At 65.0% G+C, this 20,124-nt stretch carries 18 protein-coding genes and 1 riboswitch; of the genes, 9 read left to right on the forward strand and 9 right to left on the reverse strand.

Going from position 1 to position 20,124, the window contains the following annotated elements:
• The first annotated feature begins 155 nt into the window (after positions 1 to 155).
• Complete coding sequence (locus tag BC1002_RS12895) at positions 156 to 1,712, forward strand: DEAD/DEAH box helicase (RefSeq protein WP_013090469.1); 1,557 nt, start codon at positions 156 to 158, stop codon at positions 1,710 to 1,712.
• Between the two features lie 59 nt (positions 1,713 to 1,771).
• On the opposite strand, the gene BC1002_RS12900 is transcribed toward BC1002_RS12895, so the two are convergent.
• The 4 genes from BC1002_RS12900 to BC1002_RS12915 all read right to left on the reverse strand — a co-directional run bounded on the left by BC1002_RS12900 (position 1,772) and on the right by BC1002_RS12915 (position 6,792).
• A complete protein-coding gene (locus tag BC1002_RS12900) occupies positions 1,772 to 2,305 on the reverse strand; it encodes a hypothetical protein (RefSeq protein WP_041734701.1) in 534 nt (177 codons plus the stop codon).
• Between the two features lie 109 nt (positions 2,306 to 2,414).
• Positions 2,415 to 3,242 (reverse strand): ferritin-like domain-containing protein, encoded by an 828-nt coding sequence (locus tag BC1002_RS12905; RefSeq protein WP_013090471.1) that lies wholly within the window; start codon positions 3,240 to 3,242, stop codon positions 2,415 to 2,417.
• 351 nt (positions 3,243 to 3,593) lie between these two features.
• The gene (locus BC1002_RS12910; RefSeq protein ID WP_013090472.1) at positions 3,594 to 4,964 is read right to left on the reverse strand and encodes an MFS transporter; all 1,371 of its coding nucleotides are present in this window, start codon (positions 4,962 to 4,964) and stop codon (positions 3,594 to 3,596) included.
• Positions 4,965 to 5,151: 187 nt separating this feature from the next.
• Positions 5,152 to 6,792 (reverse strand): gamma-glutamyltransferase family protein, encoded by a 1,641-nt coding sequence (locus BC1002_RS12915; protein WP_041734702.1) that lies wholly within the window; start codon positions 6,790 to 6,792, stop codon positions 5,152 to 5,154.
• 337 nt (positions 6,793 to 7,129) lie between these two features.
• Between BC1002_RS12915 and BC1002_RS12920 the strand changes: the two genes are divergently transcribed.
• The 3 genes from BC1002_RS12920 to BC1002_RS12930 all read left to right on the forward strand — a co-directional run bounded on the left by BC1002_RS12920 (position 7,130) and on the right by BC1002_RS12930 (position 9,167).
• The gene (locus tag BC1002_RS12920; RefSeq protein ID WP_013090474.1) at positions 7,130 to 7,909 is read left to right on the forward strand and encodes a DeoR/GlpR family DNA-binding transcription regulator; all 780 of its coding nucleotides are present in this window, start codon (positions 7,130 to 7,132) and stop codon (positions 7,907 to 7,909) included.
• A gap of 307 nt (positions 7,910 to 8,216) precedes the next feature.
• Positions 8,217 to 8,414, forward strand: coding sequence for a hypothetical protein (locus BC1002_RS12925; protein WP_013090475.1), 198 nt, complete (start codon positions 8,217 to 8,219; stop codon positions 8,412 to 8,414).
• A gap of 99 nt (positions 8,415 to 8,513) precedes the next feature.
• Entirely contained in the window at positions 8,514 to 9,167 is a 654-nt protein-coding gene (locus tag BC1002_RS12930; protein WP_013090476.1) for a TetR/AcrR family transcriptional regulator, read from the forward strand.
• A 57-nt stretch (positions 9,168 to 9,224) separates the two neighbouring features.
• On the opposite strand, the gene BC1002_RS12935 is transcribed toward BC1002_RS12930, so the two are convergent.
• Positions 9,225 to 9,584 carry a hypothetical protein gene (locus tag BC1002_RS12935; RefSeq protein WP_013090477.1) on the reverse strand — a complete coding sequence of 120 codons (360 nt, stop codon included), beginning with the start codon at positions 9,582 to 9,584 and terminating at the stop codon, positions 9,225 to 9,227.
• Positions 9,585 to 9,797: 213 nt separating this feature from the next.
• On the opposite strand from BC1002_RS12935, the gene glpD reads away from it, so the two are divergent.
• The 3 genes from glpD to BC1002_RS12950 all read left to right on the forward strand — a co-directional run bounded on the left by glpD (position 9,798) and on the right by BC1002_RS12950 (position 13,804).
• Entirely contained in the window at positions 9,798 to 11,327 is a 1,530-nt protein-coding gene (gene glpD, locus BC1002_RS12940) for a glycerol-3-phosphate dehydrogenase (protein ID WP_013090478.1), read from the forward strand.
• Positions 11,328 to 11,494: 167 nt separating this feature from the next.
• Positions 11,495 to 12,994 carry a glycerol kinase GlpK gene (glpK, locus tag BC1002_RS12945; RefSeq protein ID WP_013090479.1) on the forward strand — a complete coding sequence of 500 codons (1,500 nt, stop codon included), beginning with the start codon at positions 11,495 to 11,497 and terminating at the stop codon, positions 12,992 to 12,994.
• 123 nt (positions 12,995 to 13,117) lie between these two features.
• Positions 13,118 to 13,804, forward strand: coding sequence for an HAD family hydrolase (locus BC1002_RS12950; protein WP_013090480.1), 687 nt, complete (start codon positions 13,118 to 13,120; stop codon positions 13,802 to 13,804).
• A gap of 95 nt (positions 13,805 to 13,899) precedes the next feature.
• On the opposite strand, the gene ribB is transcribed toward BC1002_RS12950, so the two are convergent.
• The 4 genes from ribB to BC1002_RS12970 form a co-directional block, all read right to left on the reverse strand.
• Positions 13,900 to 14,619 (reverse strand): 3,4-dihydroxy-2-butanone-4-phosphate synthase, encoded by a 720-nt coding sequence (ribB, locus tag BC1002_RS12955; RefSeq protein ID WP_013090481.1) that lies wholly within the window; start codon positions 14,617 to 14,619, stop codon positions 13,900 to 13,902.
• A gap of 146 nt (positions 14,620 to 14,765) precedes the next feature.
• Positions 14,766 to 14,949, reverse strand: a riboswitch (FMN riboswitch).
• Between the two features lie 115 nt (positions 14,950 to 15,064).
• Complete coding sequence (locus BC1002_RS12960) at positions 15,065 to 15,772, reverse strand: helix-turn-helix domain-containing protein (RefSeq protein ID WP_013090482.1); 708 nt, start codon at positions 15,770 to 15,772, stop codon at positions 15,065 to 15,067.
• Positions 15,773 to 15,902: 130 nt separating this feature from the next.
• Positions 15,903 to 17,069, reverse strand: a complete 1,167-nt coding sequence (locus tag BC1002_RS12965; RefSeq protein WP_013090483.1) for an MFS transporter — start codon at positions 17,067 to 17,069, stop codon at positions 15,903 to 15,905.
• Between the two features lie 26 nt (positions 17,070 to 17,095).
• Complete coding sequence (locus tag BC1002_RS12970) at positions 17,096 to 17,503, reverse strand: VOC family protein (RefSeq protein WP_013090484.1); 408 nt, start codon at positions 17,501 to 17,503, stop codon at positions 17,096 to 17,098.
• A 109-nt stretch (positions 17,504 to 17,612) separates the two neighbouring features.
• Between BC1002_RS12970 and BC1002_RS12975 the strand changes: the two genes are divergently transcribed.
• Together BC1002_RS12975 and miaB are read left to right on the forward strand one after the other, a co-directional pair.
• A complete protein-coding gene (locus BC1002_RS12975) occupies positions 17,613 to 18,566 on the forward strand; it encodes a LysR family transcriptional regulator (RefSeq protein ID WP_013090485.1) in 954 nt (317 codons plus the stop codon).
• 156 nt (positions 18,567 to 18,722) lie between these two features.
• On the forward strand, positions 18,723 to 20,108 hold the full coding sequence (miaB, locus tag BC1002_RS12980; protein ID WP_013090486.1) for a tRNA (N6-isopentenyl adenosine(37)-C2)-methylthiotransferase MiaB: 1,386 nt from the start codon (positions 18,723 to 18,725) through the stop codon (positions 20,106 to 20,108).
• Positions 20,109 to 20,124: the final 16 nt, after the last annotated feature.

Here is a 20,124-nt window from a genome sequence, read left to right on the forward strand (position 1 = left end):
CATCTGTGATCGTGCCGCCGATTTCTCCGTGAACGGAACCGGGCTGCGGCCTCGCACACGCCATAGAGGCGTGTCGATGCCGCGCTGGTTTTTCCGCGTTGGGGTCCTATGGGCTCAGCGGGGCCGTTCGCGAAACTGCATTGCAAAGAGCTTTTATGTCTTTTGATTCCCTCGGCTTGTCCGAACCGCTGGTCCGTGCTGTCAACGAACTCGGCTACACCAGCCCGACTCCGATCCAGACTCAGGCGATCCCAGCCGTGCTCAACGGCGGCGATCTGCTCGCCGGCGCGCAAACCGGCACCGGCAAGACTGCCGGTTTCACGCTGCCGATCCTGCAACGCCTGAATTCGATGGCGCCGGCCGCCGGCGGCAAGCGGGTGGTGCGCGCGCTGATCCTCACGCCGACGCGCGAACTCGCCGCGCAGGTCGAAGAAAGCGTGCGTGCGTACGGCAAGTATCTGAAGCTGAAATCCACCGTGATGTTCGGCGGCGTCGGCATCAATCCGCAGATCGACGCGTTGAAGCGCGGCGTCGATATCGTCGTCGCGACGCCGGGCCGTCTGCTCGACCATATGCAGCAGAAGACCATCGACCTGTCGCATCTCGAGATTCTCGTACTCGACGAAGCGGACCGCATGCTCGACATGGGCTTCATCCACGACATCAAGCGCGTGCTCGCGAAGCTGCCGCCGAAGCGCCAGAACCTGCTGTTCTCGGCGACCTTCTCCGACGAGATCAAGGCGCTCGCCGACAGCCTGCTCGACTCGCCGGCGCTGATCGAAGTCGCGCGTCGCAACACGACGGCCGAAACGGTCGCGCAAAAGATTCACCCGGTCGATCGCGACCGCAAGCGCGAGCTGCTCACGCATCTGATCCGGCAGCACAGCTGGTTCCAGGTGCTCGTGTTCACGCGCACCAAGCACGGCGCGAACCGCCTTGCCGAGCAGCTGACGAAGGACGGCATCAGCGCGCTCGCGATCCACGGCAACAAGAGCCAATCGGCCCGCACGCGCGCGCTCGCCGAGTTCAAGGACGGCACGCTGCAGGTGCTGGTGGCGACCGACATCGCGGCACGCGGCATCGATATCGATCAATTGCCGCACGTGGTCAACTTCGATCTGCCGAACGTGCCGGAAGACTACGTGCACCGCATCGGCCGCACGGGTCGCGCGGGCGCGACGGGCGAGGCGGTGTCGCTCGTGTGCGTCGATGAACTGCAGTTGCTGAAGGACATCGAGAAGCTGATCAAGCGTCCGGTCCCGCAGGAAGTGATCGCCGGTTTCGAGCCAGACCCGACCGCGAAGCCGGAGCCGATCCAGCGACGCGGCCAGGGCGGCGGCGGGCGTTCACCGCGCCAGGGACAAGGCGCGGGACGTCGTGACGGCGGTGCTGGTGGCGGCGCATCGGCCAAGCCGGCTCAAGGCTCCGGTCAGCGTTCGGGCCAGCGTGCTTCGAACGCTCCGCCCGCGCCCCGGACGCAAGGTGTGAAGCCGGCCGGCAATGGCGGTCAGCCGCGTCGTGAGACGCAGCGGCACGACGATCGGCCGCGCGCCGCCGCGCACGATGGCGCTCCCGCCCACCATGCGCCGCGCAAGCCGCAAGGCAATCGTTCGGCCAACGGCAATCCGGGCGCGTTGCTCGGCGGTGGCGTGAAGCGCAACGATGCGCCGCGTGGCGCGCAGCCGTCGCGCAACGGCGACCGCGGCCGTTAAGCGTCGCTCTGCCTAAAGGTTGCCGGCATAGCAGCCGTTAGCGCTTCCCTGCTAGAAGACTAACGGCTGCTCGCGGCGGCAGCCCGCTTCAAATGCTCGATCTGCTGTTCCCATCGCTCGAGCACCGCACTCCCCTCTCCTTGCAATTCGAACGTGATGCCGCTCGTCAGGCGTGCATAACGGACGCTTTGCGCTTCCGCTGTGTCGATCGAGCCGAGCAGATAGACGAGGCCGCTGTCGTCGCCCTCGACACCGGGCAGCGGCGCCATACGCAATTGCACCTGATAGAACGCCGCATCGCAGACGAAACTCAACGCCGCGCGCCCGCTTTTCGCGATCGCGCGCGTCGCGCGCGCCTGCGGCCATAGCGCGATGCACAGGGTGCGCGAATCGGGTGCATAGAGTTCGCCGACGCTCAGCAGCGAGGTGCGCACGTGGCCGTTCGCATCGACGCTCAGCAGCGATGCGGTGAAGCCCAGTTTGTCCGCAAGCGACGAACCGTCGAACAAAGCGCGCACGTTGGCCGGCCATTCATCGAACGCGTTCTGTTCGAGCGGACGCGCGGACGTCGATGAGGAGGAGGAATCGCTCATGCCATCGATCCAGTCGAAGTAGTGGGTAAAGCTCAATCATGCCTCGAAAAAAGCAAAGCCCGCTGATGCGGGCTGATGCGGGCTTTGCTCTTTGATTCGCTTTCAAGGCTCAGCGAAAGAACACGTGCTGCGTGATTTTCGCGAGCGGGTAATGCACACCGGGCAGAATGCGCGCCGGCAGATCGAGCGGCTTGAGCAGCATCTTTACGCACATGTCGGCGGACAGATTGCGCCGCACCAGCTTATTGATGCGCGCCGCGCGCTCGCGGTTATACGCGCAGTCGTGCACGCGCTCCGGATAGCGAATCGCGAACACGTGGCGCAGTGCGATCTCCGAATCTTCGTTCTTGATTTCCATCACGCGACGCATCAACGCGCCGAGCACCGCGAGCCGGCCATTGCCCTCGATCCGGTTGTACTTCTTGAAGTACTTGAAAAAGTGCTTGTAGTGACGGACTTCGTCGGTGCGGATGTTGTCTGTGATCTGCTTGAGCACCGCTTCGTCCGAGCATTCGTTGATCGCTCGATACAGCGTCGCGGTACCCGTTTCGACTACGCAACGCGCGACCATCTCGAGCGCGCGGGTCTTTTCGAAGTCCTCGACCGAGCACGTCAGCGAATACTCGCCCATGAAATTGCGGAACGCGGTATGCCAGTCGAACTCGGGCCATACATACGCGATATAGGTCTGCAGCGCCCGGCCGTGCTGCATTTCCTCGGGCTCCCACTCGTGGTTGAGCCAGGCCGAGACCTCGGGGTCGTCGTGGAAAAAAGTACTCAGATTACTGGTGTAGAGATCAGTGCCGCTTTCGATGAACGAAGCAGCGCATAGCAACAGCAGCAGGTCTTCGTTGGCCGCGGCCTTCTGCCGGTCGATGCGCGTCAGATCGATGTCCTCGATCCGCCAGGGCATGACATGGTTCAGCTCCGTGTGCATTGTGTCTTGCTCCCATGCTGTACCGACCCGTGGAGTTCTTTGCAACCGCCCCCGCGCTCGCGCTCGCGCTCGCCGTGATGTTCTGCGTGCCGGATACAACGCCGTGAATTAGAGTTAGGCCCTTGTACTCTGCATGTTAGCCGGAGATATCCGACCATGCAGTTCACACAGCACAGACCATGCCGCAACGACGCAGTTCCGATTTCAAGATAGTCGAAATCTTGCAGCGTATTAAAACGAGATGCGCAAGGCAAAAAAAAGCCAGCCCAAAAGGCTGGCTTTTCGGACAGACACCAGGTCCGGCGGGTTGGGCACACGGGTGGAGCGAAGCCCACGGGCGGCCCCTCCTCGTCAGGCAGGTTGTATCTCGCCCGACATCGGACGCACGCGACGCATGCGCAGCGCCACGATGATCAGCGATACGCCCGACAGCACCGCCGCAAGCAGCACGTAATAACTCGGCGCGAGTTTGTCGCCGGTCAAATGAATGAAGGTTTCGACGATGGTCGGCGCGAAGCCGCCGAAGATCGTCACGCCGATGCTGTAACCAATTGAAAGGCCAGTCGAGCGCACCTGGGTCGGGAAGATTTCCGACATCAGCGCCGGCATCGGCCCCGAGTACGAGGCCTTGAAAATACCGGCGACGCCTTGCAGCACGAGCAGCCAGCCAATCGTCGGATGGGTCTGCAACCATGCGAACATCGGATAGATCAGCAGGCCCATCAGGATCGACGTGCTCAGCATGATGCGAATTCGTCCGATGCGATCGGACAGCGCGCCCATGATCGGCGAGAAGATGAACTGCATGCCGCCGTTCAGCACGACCACGCCGAACGACGCGGCCGCCGCCATATGCAGTTGCTTGACCGCGTAGAGCGGCATATAGAGCTGCAGCACGTACACGCCGACCGTCGACTGCGCAACGATACCGATCGCGAGCAGCAGGTTGACCCACTGATTCGAGAACGACGCGTCTTTCGATCCGTTCACGACCTTGCGCTCGCCGGCCGCCTCGCTAGCCGCGCGCGCTTCACGCAGTGCGAGGAATTCGGGCGTCTCGTCGAGATGCGAGCGGATGTAGTAGCCGACCGGCCCGACCAGCAGACCGAACACGAACGGCACACGCCAGCCCCAGCTGTTCAGGTGCTCGGCCGGCAGCCATGCGGTCAGCAGTGAACCGAAGGCCGCCGCGGTGATCGCCGCGAGGCCCTGGCTCGCGAACTGCCAGCTCGCGTAGTAGCCGCGCCGCGTCGCGCTGTGTTCGACCATGAACGCGGTCGCGCTGCCGAACTCGCCGCCGACCGCGAAGCCCTGCACGAGCCGCGCGAACAGCACCAGCAGCGGCGCCGCGAGACCGATCGTCGAAAACGGCGGCATCACGGCCATCGTGAAAGTACCGACCATCATCAGCGCGATCGCGAGCGTGAGCGCCGCCTTGCGGCCCTTGCGGTCGCCGTACACGCCGAGCACGATCGCGCCGAGCGGGCGCATCAGGAACGAGATGCCGAAGGTGGCGATCGCGAGCAGCGTCGACAGCCACTCGTCCTGCATCGGGAAGAACTGCTTCGCGATGATCGTCGCGAAGTAGCCATAGACCAGAAAGTCGAACCATTCGAGCGCGTTGCCAATCGACGACGAGAAAACGATCCGCCGCACCATCGCTTTCGAAAGCGGCGCGGCGTGAGGAGAAGCAGTCGTCGAATGCGACGCGGGGGTGTTCATGATGGTCTCCTGCTTGTCTGCTGCGTGATAGCTGTCTTGGGCGCCGCTTCGCCTGCATCGGCGAGGCGGCTGGGGTGGGCGCGCAATAGCGCGGCATGGGGAACGCCGCGCATTCGTTGCCTGTTGCCTCGGTGCCGGAGCTGAGTTCCGGCGTGGACGTCAGCTCCGGGCGTTGCCTCGTCGTGCGCTAGAAGCCGGCGGCGAGACCGTCGCGGCGGCTGTCGCTGGCCGCCACGTAGCCGCGTTCCGGCTCGTTGCGATCGAGCTTCCAGATGAACTGGCCGGAACCGAAGTCCATGTACGGATCGTCGACCGACTTGATCGTGTGGCCGAGCTTCTGCAGGCCCTCGGTGGTCTTCGGATCGAGCGTCGACTCGATATCGACCGTGAAGTCGCGGTTGACCTTCCAGCGCGGCGCATCGCAAGCGGCCTGCGGCTGCTGACCGTAGTCGAGCATGCGCACCACGGTCTGCAGATGGCCTTGCGGCTGCATGTCGCCGCCCATCACGCCGAAGCTCATCACCGCTTCCTGTTGGCCATTCACCTGCTGCGTGAGGAACGCCGGGATGATCGTGTGGAACGGCCGCTTGCCGCCCTCGACGACGTTCGGCGACTTCGGATCCATCGAGAAGCCACAGCCGCGGTTCTGCAAGGCGATGCCGGTGTCCGGCACCACCACACCCGAGCCGAAGCCCATGTAGTTCGACTGGATGAAGCTGACCATCATGCCGCTCTCGTCCGCGGCCGACATGTAGATCGTGCCGCCCGCCTTCGGCATGCCGAAGTCGAAGTGCGTTGCGCGCTTCGGGTCGATCAGCTTCGCGCGCGAGCTCAGGTACGCGTCGTCGAGCATCTGCTCGGGCGTGACTTCCATCGACCGCGGATCGGCGACGTAGCGATACAGATCGGCGAACGCGAGCTTCATCGCTTCGATCTGCAGATGCTGCGATTCGACGCTGTCGACCTTCTGCGAGTTCACGTCGAACTTTTCGAGGATGCCGAGCGCAACCAGCGCCGCGATGCCCTGGCCGTTCGGCGGAATCTCGTGCACCGTGTAGCCGCGATAGTCCTTGCCGATCGGCTCGACCCAGTCCGCACGGTAGTTGCGCAGATCGTCGGCGGTCAGCGCGCCGCCGCCTGCGCGCGCGAACGCGGCGATCCGCTCGGCGATCTCGCCTTCGTAGTACGAGCGCGGACCTTGTTCTGCGAGCAGGCGCAGCGTCCTGGCGTGACCGGGGAAGCGCACCAGCTCGCTGACCTCAGGCGCGCGGCCGCGCGGCATGAAGGTCTGCGCGAAGCCCGGCTGATCCTTCAGTTCCGGCACCGCGGCCGCCCACTTGTACGCGACGATGCTCGCCACCGCGTGACCGCGCTCGGCGATCTCGATGGCCGGCTCCATCAGGTCGGCGAACGGCAGCTTGCCGAACTTCTGGTGCAGCGCTTCCCAGCCGGCGATCACGCCCGGCACGGTGACCGCATCCCAGCCGCGCTTCGGCTGCATCGCGAGGCCGTTTTCCTCGCCGTATTTGCGCTTGAAGTAGTCGACGTTCCACGCGGCCGGCGCCACGCCCGACGCGTTCAGACCATGCAGCTTCTTGCCGTCCCACACGAGCGCGAACGCGTCGCCGCCCAGGCTGCACGACACCGGCTCGACCACCGTGATCGCGGCGGCGGCCGCGATGGCCGCGTCGACGGCATTGCCGCCCTTCCACAGCATGCGCAGCCCGGCCTGCGCGGCGAGCGGGTGCGACGTCGAAACGATATTGCGTGCGAATACGGGCAGACGTTGCGTCGGATAAGGGTTTTGCCAGTTGCTGAAGCCAGTCATGTCGAACACTCTCGAAAGCGCGGGCCGGCACAAAAAGTCGCCGGACATCAGGGGAAAGGTTGTAAAGCAGCTAAATCGCGAAACCCAGGATTGCATCGCGAAGCGCGCCAAAAAACAAATTCATTTATTAAATGAATAAATGCGTAATGCGCCTGAATGAGGGTTCGAGCAGATCCGGCGTGGTCGGGGCGAGTTCCAGCGGACTGCGCCAGTTGGCGGACAAGAGGCGCGATGGTCTTACAATAGCCGCAACCGCGTTCGTCCACGGCGGGCTTCCGGCCAGCCGCTCGATAACGTCGACGGACTGCGCCGACATCACAGCCACGACACAACACACATGACACGAGACCCCCGCCTGACTCTCAACGCCCGGCAACAGGAATTGCTGGAGTGGGTGCAACGCGACGGCTTCGTGACCGTGGACGACCTCGCGAGCCATTTCGACGTCACCCCGCAGACGATCCGCCGCGACGTCAACTGGCTCGCCGATATGAACCTGCTGCGCCGCTATCACGGCGGCGCCAGTCTGCCGACCAGTTCCGAGAACGTCTCCTACACCGCGCGCCAGCGCATGTTCCATGACGAGAAGCGACGCATCGCGGCGCTGGTGGCCACTCACATTCCGGATCAGGCATCGCTGTTCATCAACCTCGGCACGACCACCGAGGAAGTCGCACGCGCGCTGAACCGTCACCGCGGCTTGCGCGTGATCACGAACAATCTGAACGTCGCGAGCATGATGAGCGGCTACCCGGACTGCGAGGTGCTGGTGACGGGGGGCATCGTGCGGCCGTGGGACAAGGGTATCGTCGGTGAACTGGCGATCGATTTCATCCGCCAGTTCAAGGTCGACTTCGCGATCATCGGCACGTCGAGCATCGAAACGGACGGTACGCTGCGCGATTTCGACACGCGCGAAGTGCGTGTCGCCGAGGCGATCATCGAGCATGCACGCACCGTTTTCCTCGCCGCCGATCACTCCAAGTTCGGCCGGCCCGCGCTAGTTCGTCAGGGACATCTGGAGCAGATCGACGCGCTGTTCACCGACGCCGCACCGCCCGCCGACATGGCAGAGGCGCTGAGCGCCGCGAATTGTCAAATCTATATTGCCGGATAATTCCAGGCGTTCTCCGCCATGTTGCGGTGCACGCAAAACCTCGCGTGAAATCAAGAATTTGGCTGCACGGGCGGACCGCCTATCGTTCGGCCAATTGTCAAAGGGAAAATTTACGGGGACCAGGTTGGCGTTTCATCGGTGCTCGCCTACACTCCAGTTCCCCAGCGTACGTTGCGAGTCTCGCACGGCGTCGGTTGTGTGAATCTGTCGTGTAAGCCGTACCTCCCGCCCTGATCCTTAGCGGACCCCGCCCCGACCTACCGGTCGGCAGCAAGGCTGTCCGCAATTTGCTGACATGGAGAGAACGATGCTGAGTCCGCATGAATTCGCCACGTTGTTGCTCGTCAAGGACGCCCCCAACCAGGTCGAAATGGACCGAGAAGAACTCGACGCGTTGCTCGAACGCCAACTGGTGCAACTCGAACGCCTCGCATCGGGCAACGAAGAATGGCGCGTGACGGAAACCGGCGACACCGCATTGCGGGCCATAAAACGTTATTCCTGAGTTATCCCTGCAGTTGACAGCGGGCCGCCTTCGCGGCCCTTTGTCGTGCGTATCTCATTTACACAGTAAATTCGCGCGACGGACTTCCCACCCTCGCGCATGCCCAAGACGCTCTCCGCCGACGACATCCAGCAGTTTCGCGAAGCCATGCGACGCGTCGCGGAAAACGCGTTCGCGACCCGCGGAGCACAAGGCGTGACGATGCGCGAGCTGGCGAAGGAGCTCGGCTGCAGCGCGATGACTCCCTATCGCTATTTCCGCGACAAGGAAGAAATTCTGGCGATGGTCCGCGCCGCCGCGTTCAACCGCTTCGCCGCGCGCCTCGAAGCGGCCGCGAAAGCCATCCCCGCGACCGCCCCCGCCATCGATCACAGCGCCGTCAGCCGGGCCTATGTCGACTTCGCGCTCGATGAGCCGCACGCCTACCGTTTGATGTTCGATCAAACGCCGCAACGGCAACGCGCTTACCCTGAACTGGCCGCAGCGTCGCAACGCGCGTGGCGTCTGCTGGAAGCGCACTTCGAGCGGCTCGTCGAGGCGGGTGTTCTCGAAGGCGATCCACGCCTGATCGGCTACGCGTACTGGACGAGCCTGCACGGCTTCACGATGCTCGCGCTCGCGAACCAGTTGCCGCCACCGGCGGCGCAACAGGCCGATTCCGCCGGCGACCACGCACATGAGCCGTCGCGCGAAGCGGTGTTCGCGCAGATCCTGCGCATGCTGTGGCGGGGAGCGTTGGCGCCGCAAAAGTGAACCGATGGGCTGGGCAGGCGGCCCGAGAGTCGGGCTCGCCAGTCAACCCGCTGGCACTTAGCCGCTACGCAAAGTCGAATCGACCGTCGCCCGCCAGCTGATCGCCCTTGCGCGCTGCTCGTTGAAGAACTCGACCCACTGGTTGCGCACCTTCGGATCGCTGCTCGTCCCCTCGCTCGCATGGCGCTGCGCGATCGACGCCTGGAACGCGCAGAAGTCGTCGTTCGATAGCCGGCCGCGCCGGTTCGCCACATAGGCATCGAAGAACGTCTCGTAGACGATCTGCGCGTCGTGGCCGTAATCGACGGTTTGCGGCGAACACATCTTCTGCAACGCCTCGAACGACGTCGCGCCCCTCGTCCCTTCCAGACTCGGCGTGCTCACGCATCCTGCCAGAAGTGCGGCAGCGCCGATCATCAAAAATCCTCGCATTCATCACCTCGAAATGGCTGCTGCCAAGAGTATCGTCCGCGGTCGCGCGTTACGCCACTGCGTCGCCATTCGGTCCACATTCGTTCGAAACAAGCGAACTTTACTTTTTCGAATATGTTCATTAAAGTTCGAAAACGAACATGATTCGTTCAATTAGCTTTCCAACTCAGTTCCGGATTCGATGCAGAGGGCTCGCAGGTGACGCAAGGCACGAAATACGATCTGCTCGTCGTCGGTGGCGGGATCAACGGCGCCGGCATCGCCCGCGACGCGGCCGGCCGTGGTCTGTCGGTGCTGCTGTGCGAACAGGACGATCTGGCCGCGCACACGTCGTCGGCGAGCACCAAGCTGATCCACGGCGGGCTGCGCTACCTCGAGTACCGCGAGTTCGGGCTCGTGCGCAAGGCGCTGCAGGAGCGCGAAACGTTGCTGCGCGCGGCGCCGCACATCATCTGGCCGCTGCGCTTCGTGATGCCGCACATGCCCGAGCTGCGCCCCGTGTGGCTGATTCGCGCGGGTCTTTTCCTCTACGACCATCTGGCCAAACGCGAACTGCTGCCGGGCTCGCGCGGCATCGCGATGAGCCGGCATCCGGCCGGCGCGCCGCTCGTCGAAACGATCAAGCGCGGTTTCGTTTATTCGGACGGCTGGGTCAACGACGCCCGCCTCGTCGTGCTGAACGCGCTCGACGCGCACGAGCGCGGCGCCACGATCCTCACGCGCACGAAGCTGATCGCCGCTGTGCGCGCCAGCGGCGAGTGGCGCGCGCAACTGCAACGCGCGGACGGCACCACGCTCGACGTGCGCGCCGCCGCGATCGCGAACGCGGCGGGCCCGTGGGTCGGCGAGCTGCTGAAGGGGCCGCTCGGCCGGCCGTCGTCGCATAGCGTGCGGCTCGTCAAGGGCAGCCACATCGTCACGCGGCGCCTGTTCGAACACGACCACGCGTACATCTTCCAGAACCCGGACAAGCGGATCATCTTCGCGATTCCCTATGAGCACGACTACACGCTGATCGGCACGACCGACCTCGAATATCGCGGCGACCCGTCCCGAGTCGCGATCGACGCCAACGAAACGCAGTACCTGTGCGATTCGATCAACCGCTACTTCAGGCAGAAGATCTCGCCCGCCGACGTGCGCTGGAGCTATTCGGGCGTACGCCCGCTGCTGGAGGACGAGAACGCGGACAATCCGTCGGCGGTCACGCGCGACTACTCGCTCGAACTCGATGCGCCCGCGAACGAGGCGCCGCTGCTGTCGGTATTCGGCGGCAAGATCACGACTTTTCGCAAGCTCGCCGAGCAGGCCGTCGATACGCTCACCGATGCGCTGCACCATGGCGCGCCAGCGTGGACCGCCGACGCGCCGCTGCCGGGCGGCGACATCGCACAGGCGAACTTCAATCGCTTCCTCGGAGAGTTCTCGCGCGAACATGCGTGGCTGCCGGCATCGCTCGCGCATCGGCTCGCGCGCGCGTATGGCACGCGTGCGAATCGCGTGATCGGTCCCGCGCGCTCACGCGCCGAGCTTGGTCGCGAGTTCGCGCCGGGTCTGCACGAAGCCGAGCTGGTTTATCTGCGCGATACCGAATGGGCGCGCACCGCGCAGGACGTGCTGTGGCGGCGCTCGAAGCTCGGCCTGCATGTCGAGCCGGGCACGCTCGAGCCGGTCACGCGCGACATCGACGCGTGGTTTGCGCATGAACCGGCCCGGCAGAGCGCATAGGCGACACGGCAGACCACACCCGCGAGCGGAGCAGGCCACCCACCGCAGCTTCGGCTGGACGACGCCGGCACACGCCCTCACACTATGGCGGCCCGCTCACAACAACACGCCGCCCGCATCGCCGGCCAGGCAATCCGGCGATCCGTACCATGCATGGAGAAGAGACAATGCAGGATCAGTACGTCCTCGCGCTTGACCAAGGCACCACCAGCTCACGCGCGATGCTGTTCGACCGCCGCGGCAACGTCGTGTCGACCGCGCAAAAGGAATTCCAGCAGATCTACCCGCACCCGGGCTGGGTCGAACACGATCCGCAGGAAATCTGGTCGACGCAGGCCGGGGTCGCCGCCGAGGCGGTCACGCGAGCCGGCATGAACGGCACGTCGATCGCGGCGATCGGCATCACGAACCAGCGCGAAACCACGATCGTGTGGGATCGCGAAACCGGCCACCCGATCTACAACGCGATCGTCTGGCAGGACCGCCGCACCGCCGACTTCTGCGACGAACTGAAGGCGCAAGGTCTCGAAGCGAGCGTGCGCGCGAAGACCGGTCTGCCGATCGACTCGTACTTCTCGGCGACCAAGATCCGCTGGATTCTCGACAACGTCGAAGGCGCGCGCGAAAAAGCGCGTCAAGGCCGGCTCGCGTTCGGCACCGTCGACAGCTGGCTCATGTGGAATTTCACGAAAGGCGCGCTGCACGTCACCGATGTGACCAACGCGTCGCGCACGATGCTGTTCAACATCCACACGCTGCAGTGGGACGACGAGTTGCTTGCCGCACTCGACATTCCGCGCAGCATGCTGCCGGAAGTGCGGCCGTCGTCGGAGGTGTATGGACCGACTGTGACCACCGTGTTCGCATCGAAGATTCCGCTCGCGGGCATCGCCGGCGATCAGCACGCCGCATTGTTCGGCCAGATGTGCACCGAGTCCGGCATGGTCAAGAACACCTACGGCACCGGCTGCTTCCTCGTGATGAACACGGGCGCCAAACCGATCGAATCGAAGAACAATCTCGTCACGACGATCGCCTGGCAAATCGGCGATCGTATCGACTACGCGCTCGAAGGCAGCATCTTCATCGCCGGCGCGGTGGTGCAGTGGCTGCGCGACGGCCTCGGCATCATCAGGAACGCGGCCGAAATCGAAACGCTCGCGCGCAGCGTGCCGCATTGCGACGGCGTGTATCTGGTGCCCGCGTTCGCCGGCCTCGGCGCGCCGCACTGGAACGCACGCGCGCGCGGCACGCTGTTCGGCGTCACGCGCGGCACGACCTCCGCGCATATCGCGCGTGCGGCGCTCGATTCGATCGCGTATCAATCGCTCGACGTGCTGAAGGCGATGGAAGCCGACTCGGGCATTCGCATCGGCGAGCTGCGCGTGGATGGCGGCGCCTGCGCGAACAATCTGCTGATGCAGTTCCAGGCGGACATCCTCGGCGTCGACACGGTGCGCCCCCAGGTGTCCGAGACGACCGCGCTCGGTGCCGCCTATCTGGCCGGTCTCGCGGTCGGCTACTGGAAGGATATCGACGAGTTGAAAAGCCAGTGGAAGCTCGAGCATCGCTTCACGCCGGCGCTGCCGCACGCGGAGGTCAGGACCTGCCTCGATGGCTGGCAGCGCGCGATCCGCGCGGCGAAGGCCTGGGCCGATACACCGTAAGGCCGCAGGCGCGCACAACATCGAAAGGACGGGGTTCGAAAGCACGTATGATGACGCTTTTCACCCCGGCGAGCGGGCCAGCAGCCCGCCGCCCGCGCGTCTTGCGCTTATCGTTCTTCAGGCATGATCGACCACCTCATCTGTGACTGCGACGGCGTGCTCGTCGACAGTGAAGTCATCGCCGATCGCGTAATGTTCGACACGCTGACGGCCACCTTTCCCGGCATCGATTTCGCCCCCGTCGTCAAAACCGCGTTCGGCCAGCAGACCTCGCGCTTTCTCGCCAGTCTCGAAAAGCAGTTCGACATCACGCTGCCCGCGAACTTCCTCGATACGATCGAGCACAACGTCGAGCTCGCGCTCGCCACGTCGCTCGGTCCGATCCACGGCGTGCGCGATGCGCTGCAACGCGTGACACTGCCGGCCGCGGTCGTGTCGAACAGCCGTATGACGCGCGTCAGCGCATCGGTACGGCGTGCCGGTCTGCAGCAGATTTTCGGCGAGCGCGTATTCAGCGCCGAGCAGGTCGCGCGGCCGAAGCCCTATCCCGATGTTTATCTATTCGCGGCCACGTCGCTTGGCGTCGAGCCGGCGCGCTGCCTCGTCGTCGAAGACAGCGTCTCGGGTTTGAACGCGGCGCGCGCGGCCGGCATGAAGACGATCGCTTTCGTCGGCGCGAGCCATATTCCGGACGGCTATGCGGATGCGCTGCGCGCGATGGGCATCACGCGGATCATCAAGCACATGGATGAACTGCCCGCGCTGATCGACGCGGGCGTGCGCGGCGAGTTCGGCGACGTGCAGTCGTAGCGGTTTTGCCCAACGCCGATAAAAAAAGCCGGTTCTTCTTGCGAAGAACCGGCTTTTTGCTTAATGGCGTCGCGCGCCGCTCGATGGATGCTTCGTCAAGCCTCAGCCACCGCACCCTCGCGCACCTGCGCGAGCATCTCGCGAAACTCGACCAGCTCGGCGATCGTCAGCATCGGCAGATCGTGTTGCGCGGCAAAGCGCTCGACGTCCGCGCCGCGCGTCATCGTGCCATCGGCGTTCATCAGTTCGCACAGCACGCCGGCCGGCTTCAGCCCCGCGAGGATCGCGAGATCGACCGTGCCTTCGGTGTGGCCGCGGCGCGCCAGCACGCCGCCCGGCATCGCGCGCAGCGGGAACACGTGGCCAGGGCGCACGATGTCGGCGGGCTTGGCCGAATCGGCGATCGCCGCGCGGATCGTGGTCACGCGATCCTGTGCCGACACGCCGGTGCTGACGCCTTCACGCGCTTCGATCGACACCGTGAACGCGGTGCCGTGACGGCTTTCGTTGTTGACGGCCATCGGCGGCAGTTCGAGCGCGCGGATCTTGTCGTCGGGCAGGCACAGACACACGATGCCGCTGCATTCGCGGATCAGCAACGCCATCGTTTCGACCGACAGGCGCTCAGCCGCGACGATCAGATCGGCTTCATTCTCGCGGTCGTGGTCGTCCTGCAGCACCACGGCGCGCCCCTCGCGCAGCGCCTGCAAGGCGGCGGCGATACGCGGCGGAACGGCTTCGGTGACAAGCAGAGGGAGATCGGCGAAGGCATCGTCTGCGATCGTCGACGGAGCGGGAAAAGTAGCAAAGGACATGTTGAAACGCTCATCGCAAAAGTTGGGCGAGAAACGTTTCAGGGCATTGCAAACAGACTGACACGCTGCCGCCGAGCACCGCACGAAGCGGACGCTTATCGGCCGCCCACGCTACGGGCGGCGTCGCGGAACGCACATGACTATCTGCACATCTTCTTCCATCCGGACTATGACCGTCGGCTCTGGCTTCTGACCAGATCTGCTGACCCCGCCGCTGTCTCCACTACTGCGAAGACCACTCGATGCGGGCGCTCGCGGGCTTGCCGGCTCACGCTATCGCGCTGCCGGCCTACCGCCGGTGGGGAATTGCACCCCGCCCTGAAGACGCACTGATTGCCGGTTCGACCGGCCGGCGAAGCATACAACAGTCGCGCAAGCACTGCAGCGCGACGAGTAAAGACCCTACTGACGGCGTTGGACTTGCGTCATCGAACGCCGTCGATTCTCAACCCGGCGCGGCTTCGCGCGCGGCTTCATCGCGTGCGGCGCTCGCGGGCCGCACCTCCCAGCGCGGCGGCGTCTCAGCCCGCAGCGTCACGCGAAACGCGCGCGCCTCGGTGTCGCCGGGATTGCGCAGGCTGTGCGGCTGGTCGGCGTCGAACACGATCGCGTCACCGGTCGCGAGCAGTTGGCGCTGGTCGTGCACGCTGACTTCGAGCGTGCCGTCGCTGACCACCAGATTCACCGTGGTGCCCGGCGCGCGACGAATGCCCGCCTCCGTATGCAGCGGCGCGATCCGCAGTTCGTGAAACTCGGCGGCGATCGACTCGTCGTCGGGATACAGCGGACGCACCGAGTAGCGCCCGTTCGCGCTGACCACGCGCGCCGAGCGCTCGGCCGGCAGATGCTCGAAGCCGTTGGTCGCGTGACGCCGCAGAAACGCCGCCACCGACACCTTCAGCGCCGCCGCCACCTTGCACAGCACCTTGATCGACGGCACGCTGCGCGCCGACTCGATCTGCGCGAGCATCGCGCGCGACACGCCGGACGCGCGCGCCAGCGCATCGAGCGAAAGCTGCCGTTCGGCGCGCAGCCGCGCCAGATTCACACCGACCAGTTGTTCGAGCGCATCGAAGGGTTCGGCGGAGCGCGGCCCGGCGTTGGAGTCGGCATCGGCCGAAGGATCGCGGACCAGCGCGAGCGGGGAATGCATATTGGCCTCCAGAGCGCCGCCACGCGGCGCAAGAGCAGTAAGTGGAGGCAAGATAGCATCGGCATTCGCCGCGCCCAACGAAGTTATCTTCACACTGTTATCAGGATCGCAGAGGCAAGCAACTGACGACTTACGTGCCTTGCGCGAGCGCGCGCGCCGGCGCATCCATGCGCGCCGCGAACCACGTGAGCAGCAGCGCGGCCACGCTGACCGCGGCCGCGACCCAAGGCAAGGTATCGAGCGCGTGACCGTGATCGATCACGAGACCGCCGAGCCACGCACCCGCCGCGTTGCCGACGTTGAACGCACCGATGTTCAGCGTCGACGCGAGATTCGGCGCGGCAGCCGCCTTCTGGACCACGCGCATCTGCAGCGGCGGTACCGTCGCAAACGCCGCGATGCCCCATACGAATACCGTGACTGCGGCGGCCACCGGCGAATGGCTGGTGCGCGCGAAGAGCGCCATCACGACCGCGAGCGCGGCGAGGATGCCCATCAGCGACGGCATCAGCGCGCGGTCCGCGAGCTTGCCGCCCACCATGTTGCCGACCGTCAGGCCCACGCCGAACAGCACGAGAATCAGCGTCACGCCGCGCGGCGAGAAGCCGCTCACCTGCTCGAGGATCGGCGCGATATAGGTGAACACGACGAACACGCCGCCGAAGCCGAGCACCGTCATCGCGAGCGCGGTCCACACTTGCGGGTCCCTCAGCACGCGCACTTCGTGGCCGAGGCCGGCCGGCCCGGTGTCGTGGCGGTTCGGCACCAGCGCGCTGATGCCCGCGAGCGACAGCACGCCGAAGCCGCTGACGATCCAGAACGCCGCGCGCCAGCCGAACTGCTGGCCGATGAAGGTGCCGAACGGCACGCCGAGCACGTTCGCCAGCGTCAGGCCCGTGAACATCAGCGCGATTGCGCTCGCGCGCTTGTCTGCCGACACGAGCGAGGCGGCGACCACCGCACCGATGCCGAAGAACGAGCCGTGCGCGAACGAGGTCACGACGCGCGCGATCATCAGCACCGAATAGCTCGGCGCCACCGCGCACAGCACATTGCCGACGATGAACACGCCCATCAGCAGTTGCAGCGCGAATTTGCGCGACATCCTGCTCGTGATCACCGCGAGCAGTGGCGCGCCGACCGCGACGCCAAGCGCATAGCCGCTGACGAGCAGGCCCGCGGACGGAATCGACACGGCCAGATCGTGCGCGACCTCGGGCAACAGGCCCATGATGACGAATTCGGTCGTACCGATCGCGAATGCGCTAATCGCGAGCGCGAGTAATGGAATGGGCATTTTTCTGCTCCGGGAATGAGGTGTGATCAGGATTCGGGTTGGATGGTCTGGCACGCCGCCGTCACGAATTCGATGACGACGCCCGGCGCGAGCGCGACGAACAACTGCCGCTCCGCCGGTTGCGCGGCGCTCGCCGGCACCTGCGCGGTTTGATAGCCGATGTGGTGCGCGTCGAGCCGCTCGAGCAACGCTTGCCATTCGCCGGCGCTATCGAGCCGAAAGGGGATGTGATCGATGCGCGGCGTGATGCGGCCCACCGCGCCGGTAGCCGGCGCGCCGATCAGATGCACGACCGGGCGGCCGCTTGCGTACAGCCAGTAGCCGTCGACGGAAAACGGCGGGCGCGCGCCGTCGGTAAGCCCGGCGATATCGACGAAGAAACGTCGGGCCGAATCGAGGTCGGCGGTGACGATGGTCGCGTGATCGAGTTGCATGGCCAAGGACAGCAGCGGAGTTTCGACGGCTGCATTGTCGTGGCGCCGCGCCGATTTGATAATTGGCGTAGCATTTGAAGCATTTTCAATTTGTGCTTGAAAGCCAGCGATGGATAACCTCGGCGACATCCGCCTCTTCGTCGAAGCGGCGCAGCAAGGCAGCCTGTCGGCGGCGGGCCGCAAGATGGGCCTGACGCCCGCCGCGGCGAGCGCGCGGCTCGCGAAACTCGAAGCGAGGCTCAAAGCGCGCCTGTTCGAGCGCACTACCCGGCAACTCCGGCTCACCGACGAAGGCCGCCTCTACCTGAACTGCTGCCGCCAGGCGCTGCAATCGCTCGACGACGCCGAAGCCGCGCTGCAAGCGGGCCAGGGCGTCGTGCGCGGCAAGGTGCGGGTGTCGGCGACTTCGGACTTCGGCCGCAATCTGCTGATGCATTGGCTCGACGAATTCAACGCGCTGTACCCGGACGTGACGTTCGCGTTGACGCTGTCGGATGCGCTGGCCAATCTCGTGCAGGAGGACATCGATCTGGCGATTCGCTTCGGCGTGCCGCAGGACAGCTCGCTGGTCGCGCGCCGGCTCGCGCCGAACCGGCGCGTGCTGTGTGCATCGCCGGAATACATCGGGCGTCGCGGCGAGCCGAAAGACCCGCTCGACCTCGCCAATTTCGACTGCATCGTGCTCGGTACCACATCGGGGCCGGCCAGCGAATGGCGCTTCACGCGCGGCGACGAGGTGCAGCACTACAGCGTGCCGTTCGAAGCGGCGCGCGAAACCAACGACGGCGCGGTCGCGCGCGAATGGGCGTTGCGCGGCTACGGCATTGCGATCAAATCGATGTGGGACGTGGAAGCGGACCTGCGCGCCGGCCGCCTGAAGATCCTGCTGCCGGAGTGGCGCTATCCGGATGCGCCGCTGCACGCGCTGTATCACCGCAACCGCTTCATGGCGCCGCGCGTGCGCGTGCTGCTCGATTTCCTCGCCGAGCGCTTCGCGCAGGTGTCGGATGAACTGGAAAGCCTGTTGGGACTGCCGCCGGACCGGCCAATGGGCGCCCAGTGAGCGACAAAAACCCCCGCAGCTTGAAGGGCTATAATATGCAGTTACGCTGCGAAGACATGCGCAAGCCGGCCATCACGCGCCGCGCTGCCCCGCGCCGCGGCCTCCTTCACCTTTTTACGACGCCCCCAGGTTAACCACTGCGACCGGCGAAATTCGATGACCAAGAAAGTTTATGTAAAGACCTTTGGCTGCCAGATGAACGAGTACGACTCCGACAAGATGGTCGACGTGCTCGGTGCCGCTGAAGGACTCGTCAAGACCGACACGCCGGAAGACGCCGACGTGATCCTGTTCAATACCTGCTCGGTGCGCGAAAAAGCGCAGGAAAAAGTCTTCTCCGACCTCGGCCGCGTGCGCGAGCTGAAGGACGCGAATCCGAATCTGATCATTGGCGTGGGTGGCTGCGTCGCGAGCCAGGAAGGCGCATCGATCGTCGCGCGCGCGCCTTACGTCGATATCGTGTTCGGTCCGCAAACGCTGCACCGCCTGCCGCAAATGATCGACGAGCGCCGCGCGAGCGGCCGCGCGCAGGTCGATATTTCGTTTCCCGAAATCGAGAAGTTCGATCACCTGCCGCCGGCGCGCGTCGAAGGTCCGAGCGCGTTCGTGTCGATCATGGAAGGCTGCAGCAAGTACTGCAGCTACTGCGTCGTGCCGTACACGCGCGGCGAGGAAGTGTCGCGTCCGCTCGACGACGTACTGACCGAAATCGCCGGTCTCGCCGACCAGGGCGTGCGCGAAGTCACGCTGCTCGGCCAGAACGTGAACGCTTATCGTGGAAAATTCGGCGGCGCGCTGACCTTGGGCTCGACCGAGATCGCCGACTTCGCGACGCTGATCGAGTACGTCGCGGACATCCCCGGCATCGAACGGATTCGCTACACGACGTCGCATCCGAAGGAATTCACGCAGCGCCTGATCGACACCTACGCGAAGGTGCCGAAGCTCGTCAGCCACCTGCATCTGCCGGTACAGCACGGCTCCGACCGCATCCTGATGGCGATGAAGCGCGGCTACACCGTGCTCGAGTACAAGTCCGTGATCCGCAAGCTGCGCGCGATCCGCCCGGACCTGTCCCTGTCGACGGACATGATCGTCGGCTTCCCCGGCGAGACCGAGGAAGACTTCGCGAAGATGATGGCGCTCGTCGAAGAGATGAAGTACGACACGAGCTTCTCGTTCATCTACAGCCCGCGCCCCGGTACGCCGGCCGCGAACCTGCACGACGACACGCCGCGCGAGGTGAAGCTGAAACGTCTTCAGCATCTGCAGGCCACGATCGAAGAGAACGTGCAGCGCATCAGCGACGCCATGGTCGGCAACGTCGAGCGCATTCTGGTCGAGCGCCCGGCGCGCAAGGACCCGAACGAGCTCGCGGGCCGCACCGAGAACAACCGCGTCGTCAATTTCCCGGCGCCGGTGGCGTCGCATGCACGGCTGATCGGTCAGATGGTCGACGTGAAGATCGTGCACGCGTACCCGCACTCGCTGCGCGGCGAACTGGTGATGGTTCGCGACGACAGCACCGCCGCGACGCACTGAGCGCACTGACCGACAT

The sequence above is a fragment of the Paraburkholderia atlantica genome, from assembly GCF_000092885.1.
Taxonomy (GTDB): Bacteria; Pseudomonadota; Gammaproteobacteria; order Burkholderiales; family Burkholderiaceae; genus Paraburkholderia; species Paraburkholderia atlantica.

Excerpts from the sequence above, each read along its gene's own strand:
- BC1002_RS12960 (WP_013090482.1), bottom strand. The coding sequence starts at position 15,772 with ATGCATTCCCCGCTCGCGCTGGTCCGCGATCCTTCGGCCGATGCCGAC.
- BC1002_RS12900 (WP_041734701.1), bottom strand. The coding sequence starts at position 2,305 with ATGAGCGATTCCTCCTCCTCATCGACGTCCGCGCGTCCGCTCGAACAG.
- BC1002_RS12930 (WP_013090476.1), top strand. The coding sequence starts at position 8,514 with ATGCCCAAGACGCTCTCCGCCGACGACATCCAGCAGTTTCGCGAAGCC.
- BC1002_RS12895 (WP_013090469.1), top strand. The coding sequence starts at position 156 with ATGTCTTTTGATTCCCTCGGCTTGTCCGAACCGCTGGTCCGTGCTGTC.
- ribB (WP_013090481.1), bottom strand. The coding sequence starts at position 14,619 with ATGTCCTTTGCTACTTTTCCCGCTCCGTCGACGATCGCAGACGATGCC.
- BC1002_RS12935 (WP_013090477.1), bottom strand. The coding sequence starts at position 9,584 with ATGATCGGCGCTGCCGCACTTCTGGCAGGATGCGTGAGCACGCCGAGT.
- glpK (WP_013090479.1), top strand. The coding sequence starts at position 11,495 with ATGCAGGATCAGTACGTCCTCGCGCTTGACCAAGGCACCACCAGCTCA.
- BC1002_RS12915 (WP_041734702.1), bottom strand. The coding sequence starts at position 6,792 with ATGACTGGCTTCAGCAACTGGCAAAACCCTTATCCGACGCAACGTCTG.
- BC1002_RS12975 (WP_013090485.1), top strand. The coding sequence starts at position 17,613 with ATGGATAACCTCGGCGACATCCGCCTCTTCGTCGAAGCGGCGCAGCAA.
- BC1002_RS12920 (WP_013090474.1), top strand. The coding sequence starts at position 7,130 with ATGACACGAGACCCCCGCCTGACTCTCAACGCCCGGCAACAGGAATTG.
- BC1002_RS12965 (WP_013090483.1), bottom strand. The coding sequence starts at position 17,069 with ATGCCCATTCCATTACTCGCGCTCGCGATTAGCGCATTCGCGATCGGT.
- BC1002_RS12905 (WP_013090471.1), bottom strand. The coding sequence starts at position 3,242 with ATGCACACGGAGCTGAACCATGTCATGCCCTGGCGGATCGAGGACATC.
- BC1002_RS12970 (WP_013090484.1), bottom strand. The coding sequence starts at position 17,503 with ATGCAACTCGATCACGCGACCATCGTCACCGCCGACCTCGATTCGGCC.
- BC1002_RS12910 (WP_013090472.1), bottom strand. The coding sequence starts at position 4,964 with ATGAACACCCCCGCGTCGCATTCGACGACTGCTTCTCCTCACGCCGCG.
- BC1002_RS12925 (WP_013090475.1), top strand. The coding sequence starts at position 8,217 with ATGCTGAGTCCGCATGAATTCGCCACGTTGTTGCTCGTCAAGGACGCC.
- BC1002_RS12950 (WP_013090480.1), top strand. The coding sequence starts at position 13,118 with ATGATCGACCACCTCATCTGTGACTGCGACGGCGTGCTCGTCGACAGT.
- miaB (WP_013090486.1), top strand. The coding sequence starts at position 18,723 with ATGACCAAGAAAGTTTATGTAAAGACCTTTGGCTGCCAGATGAACGAG.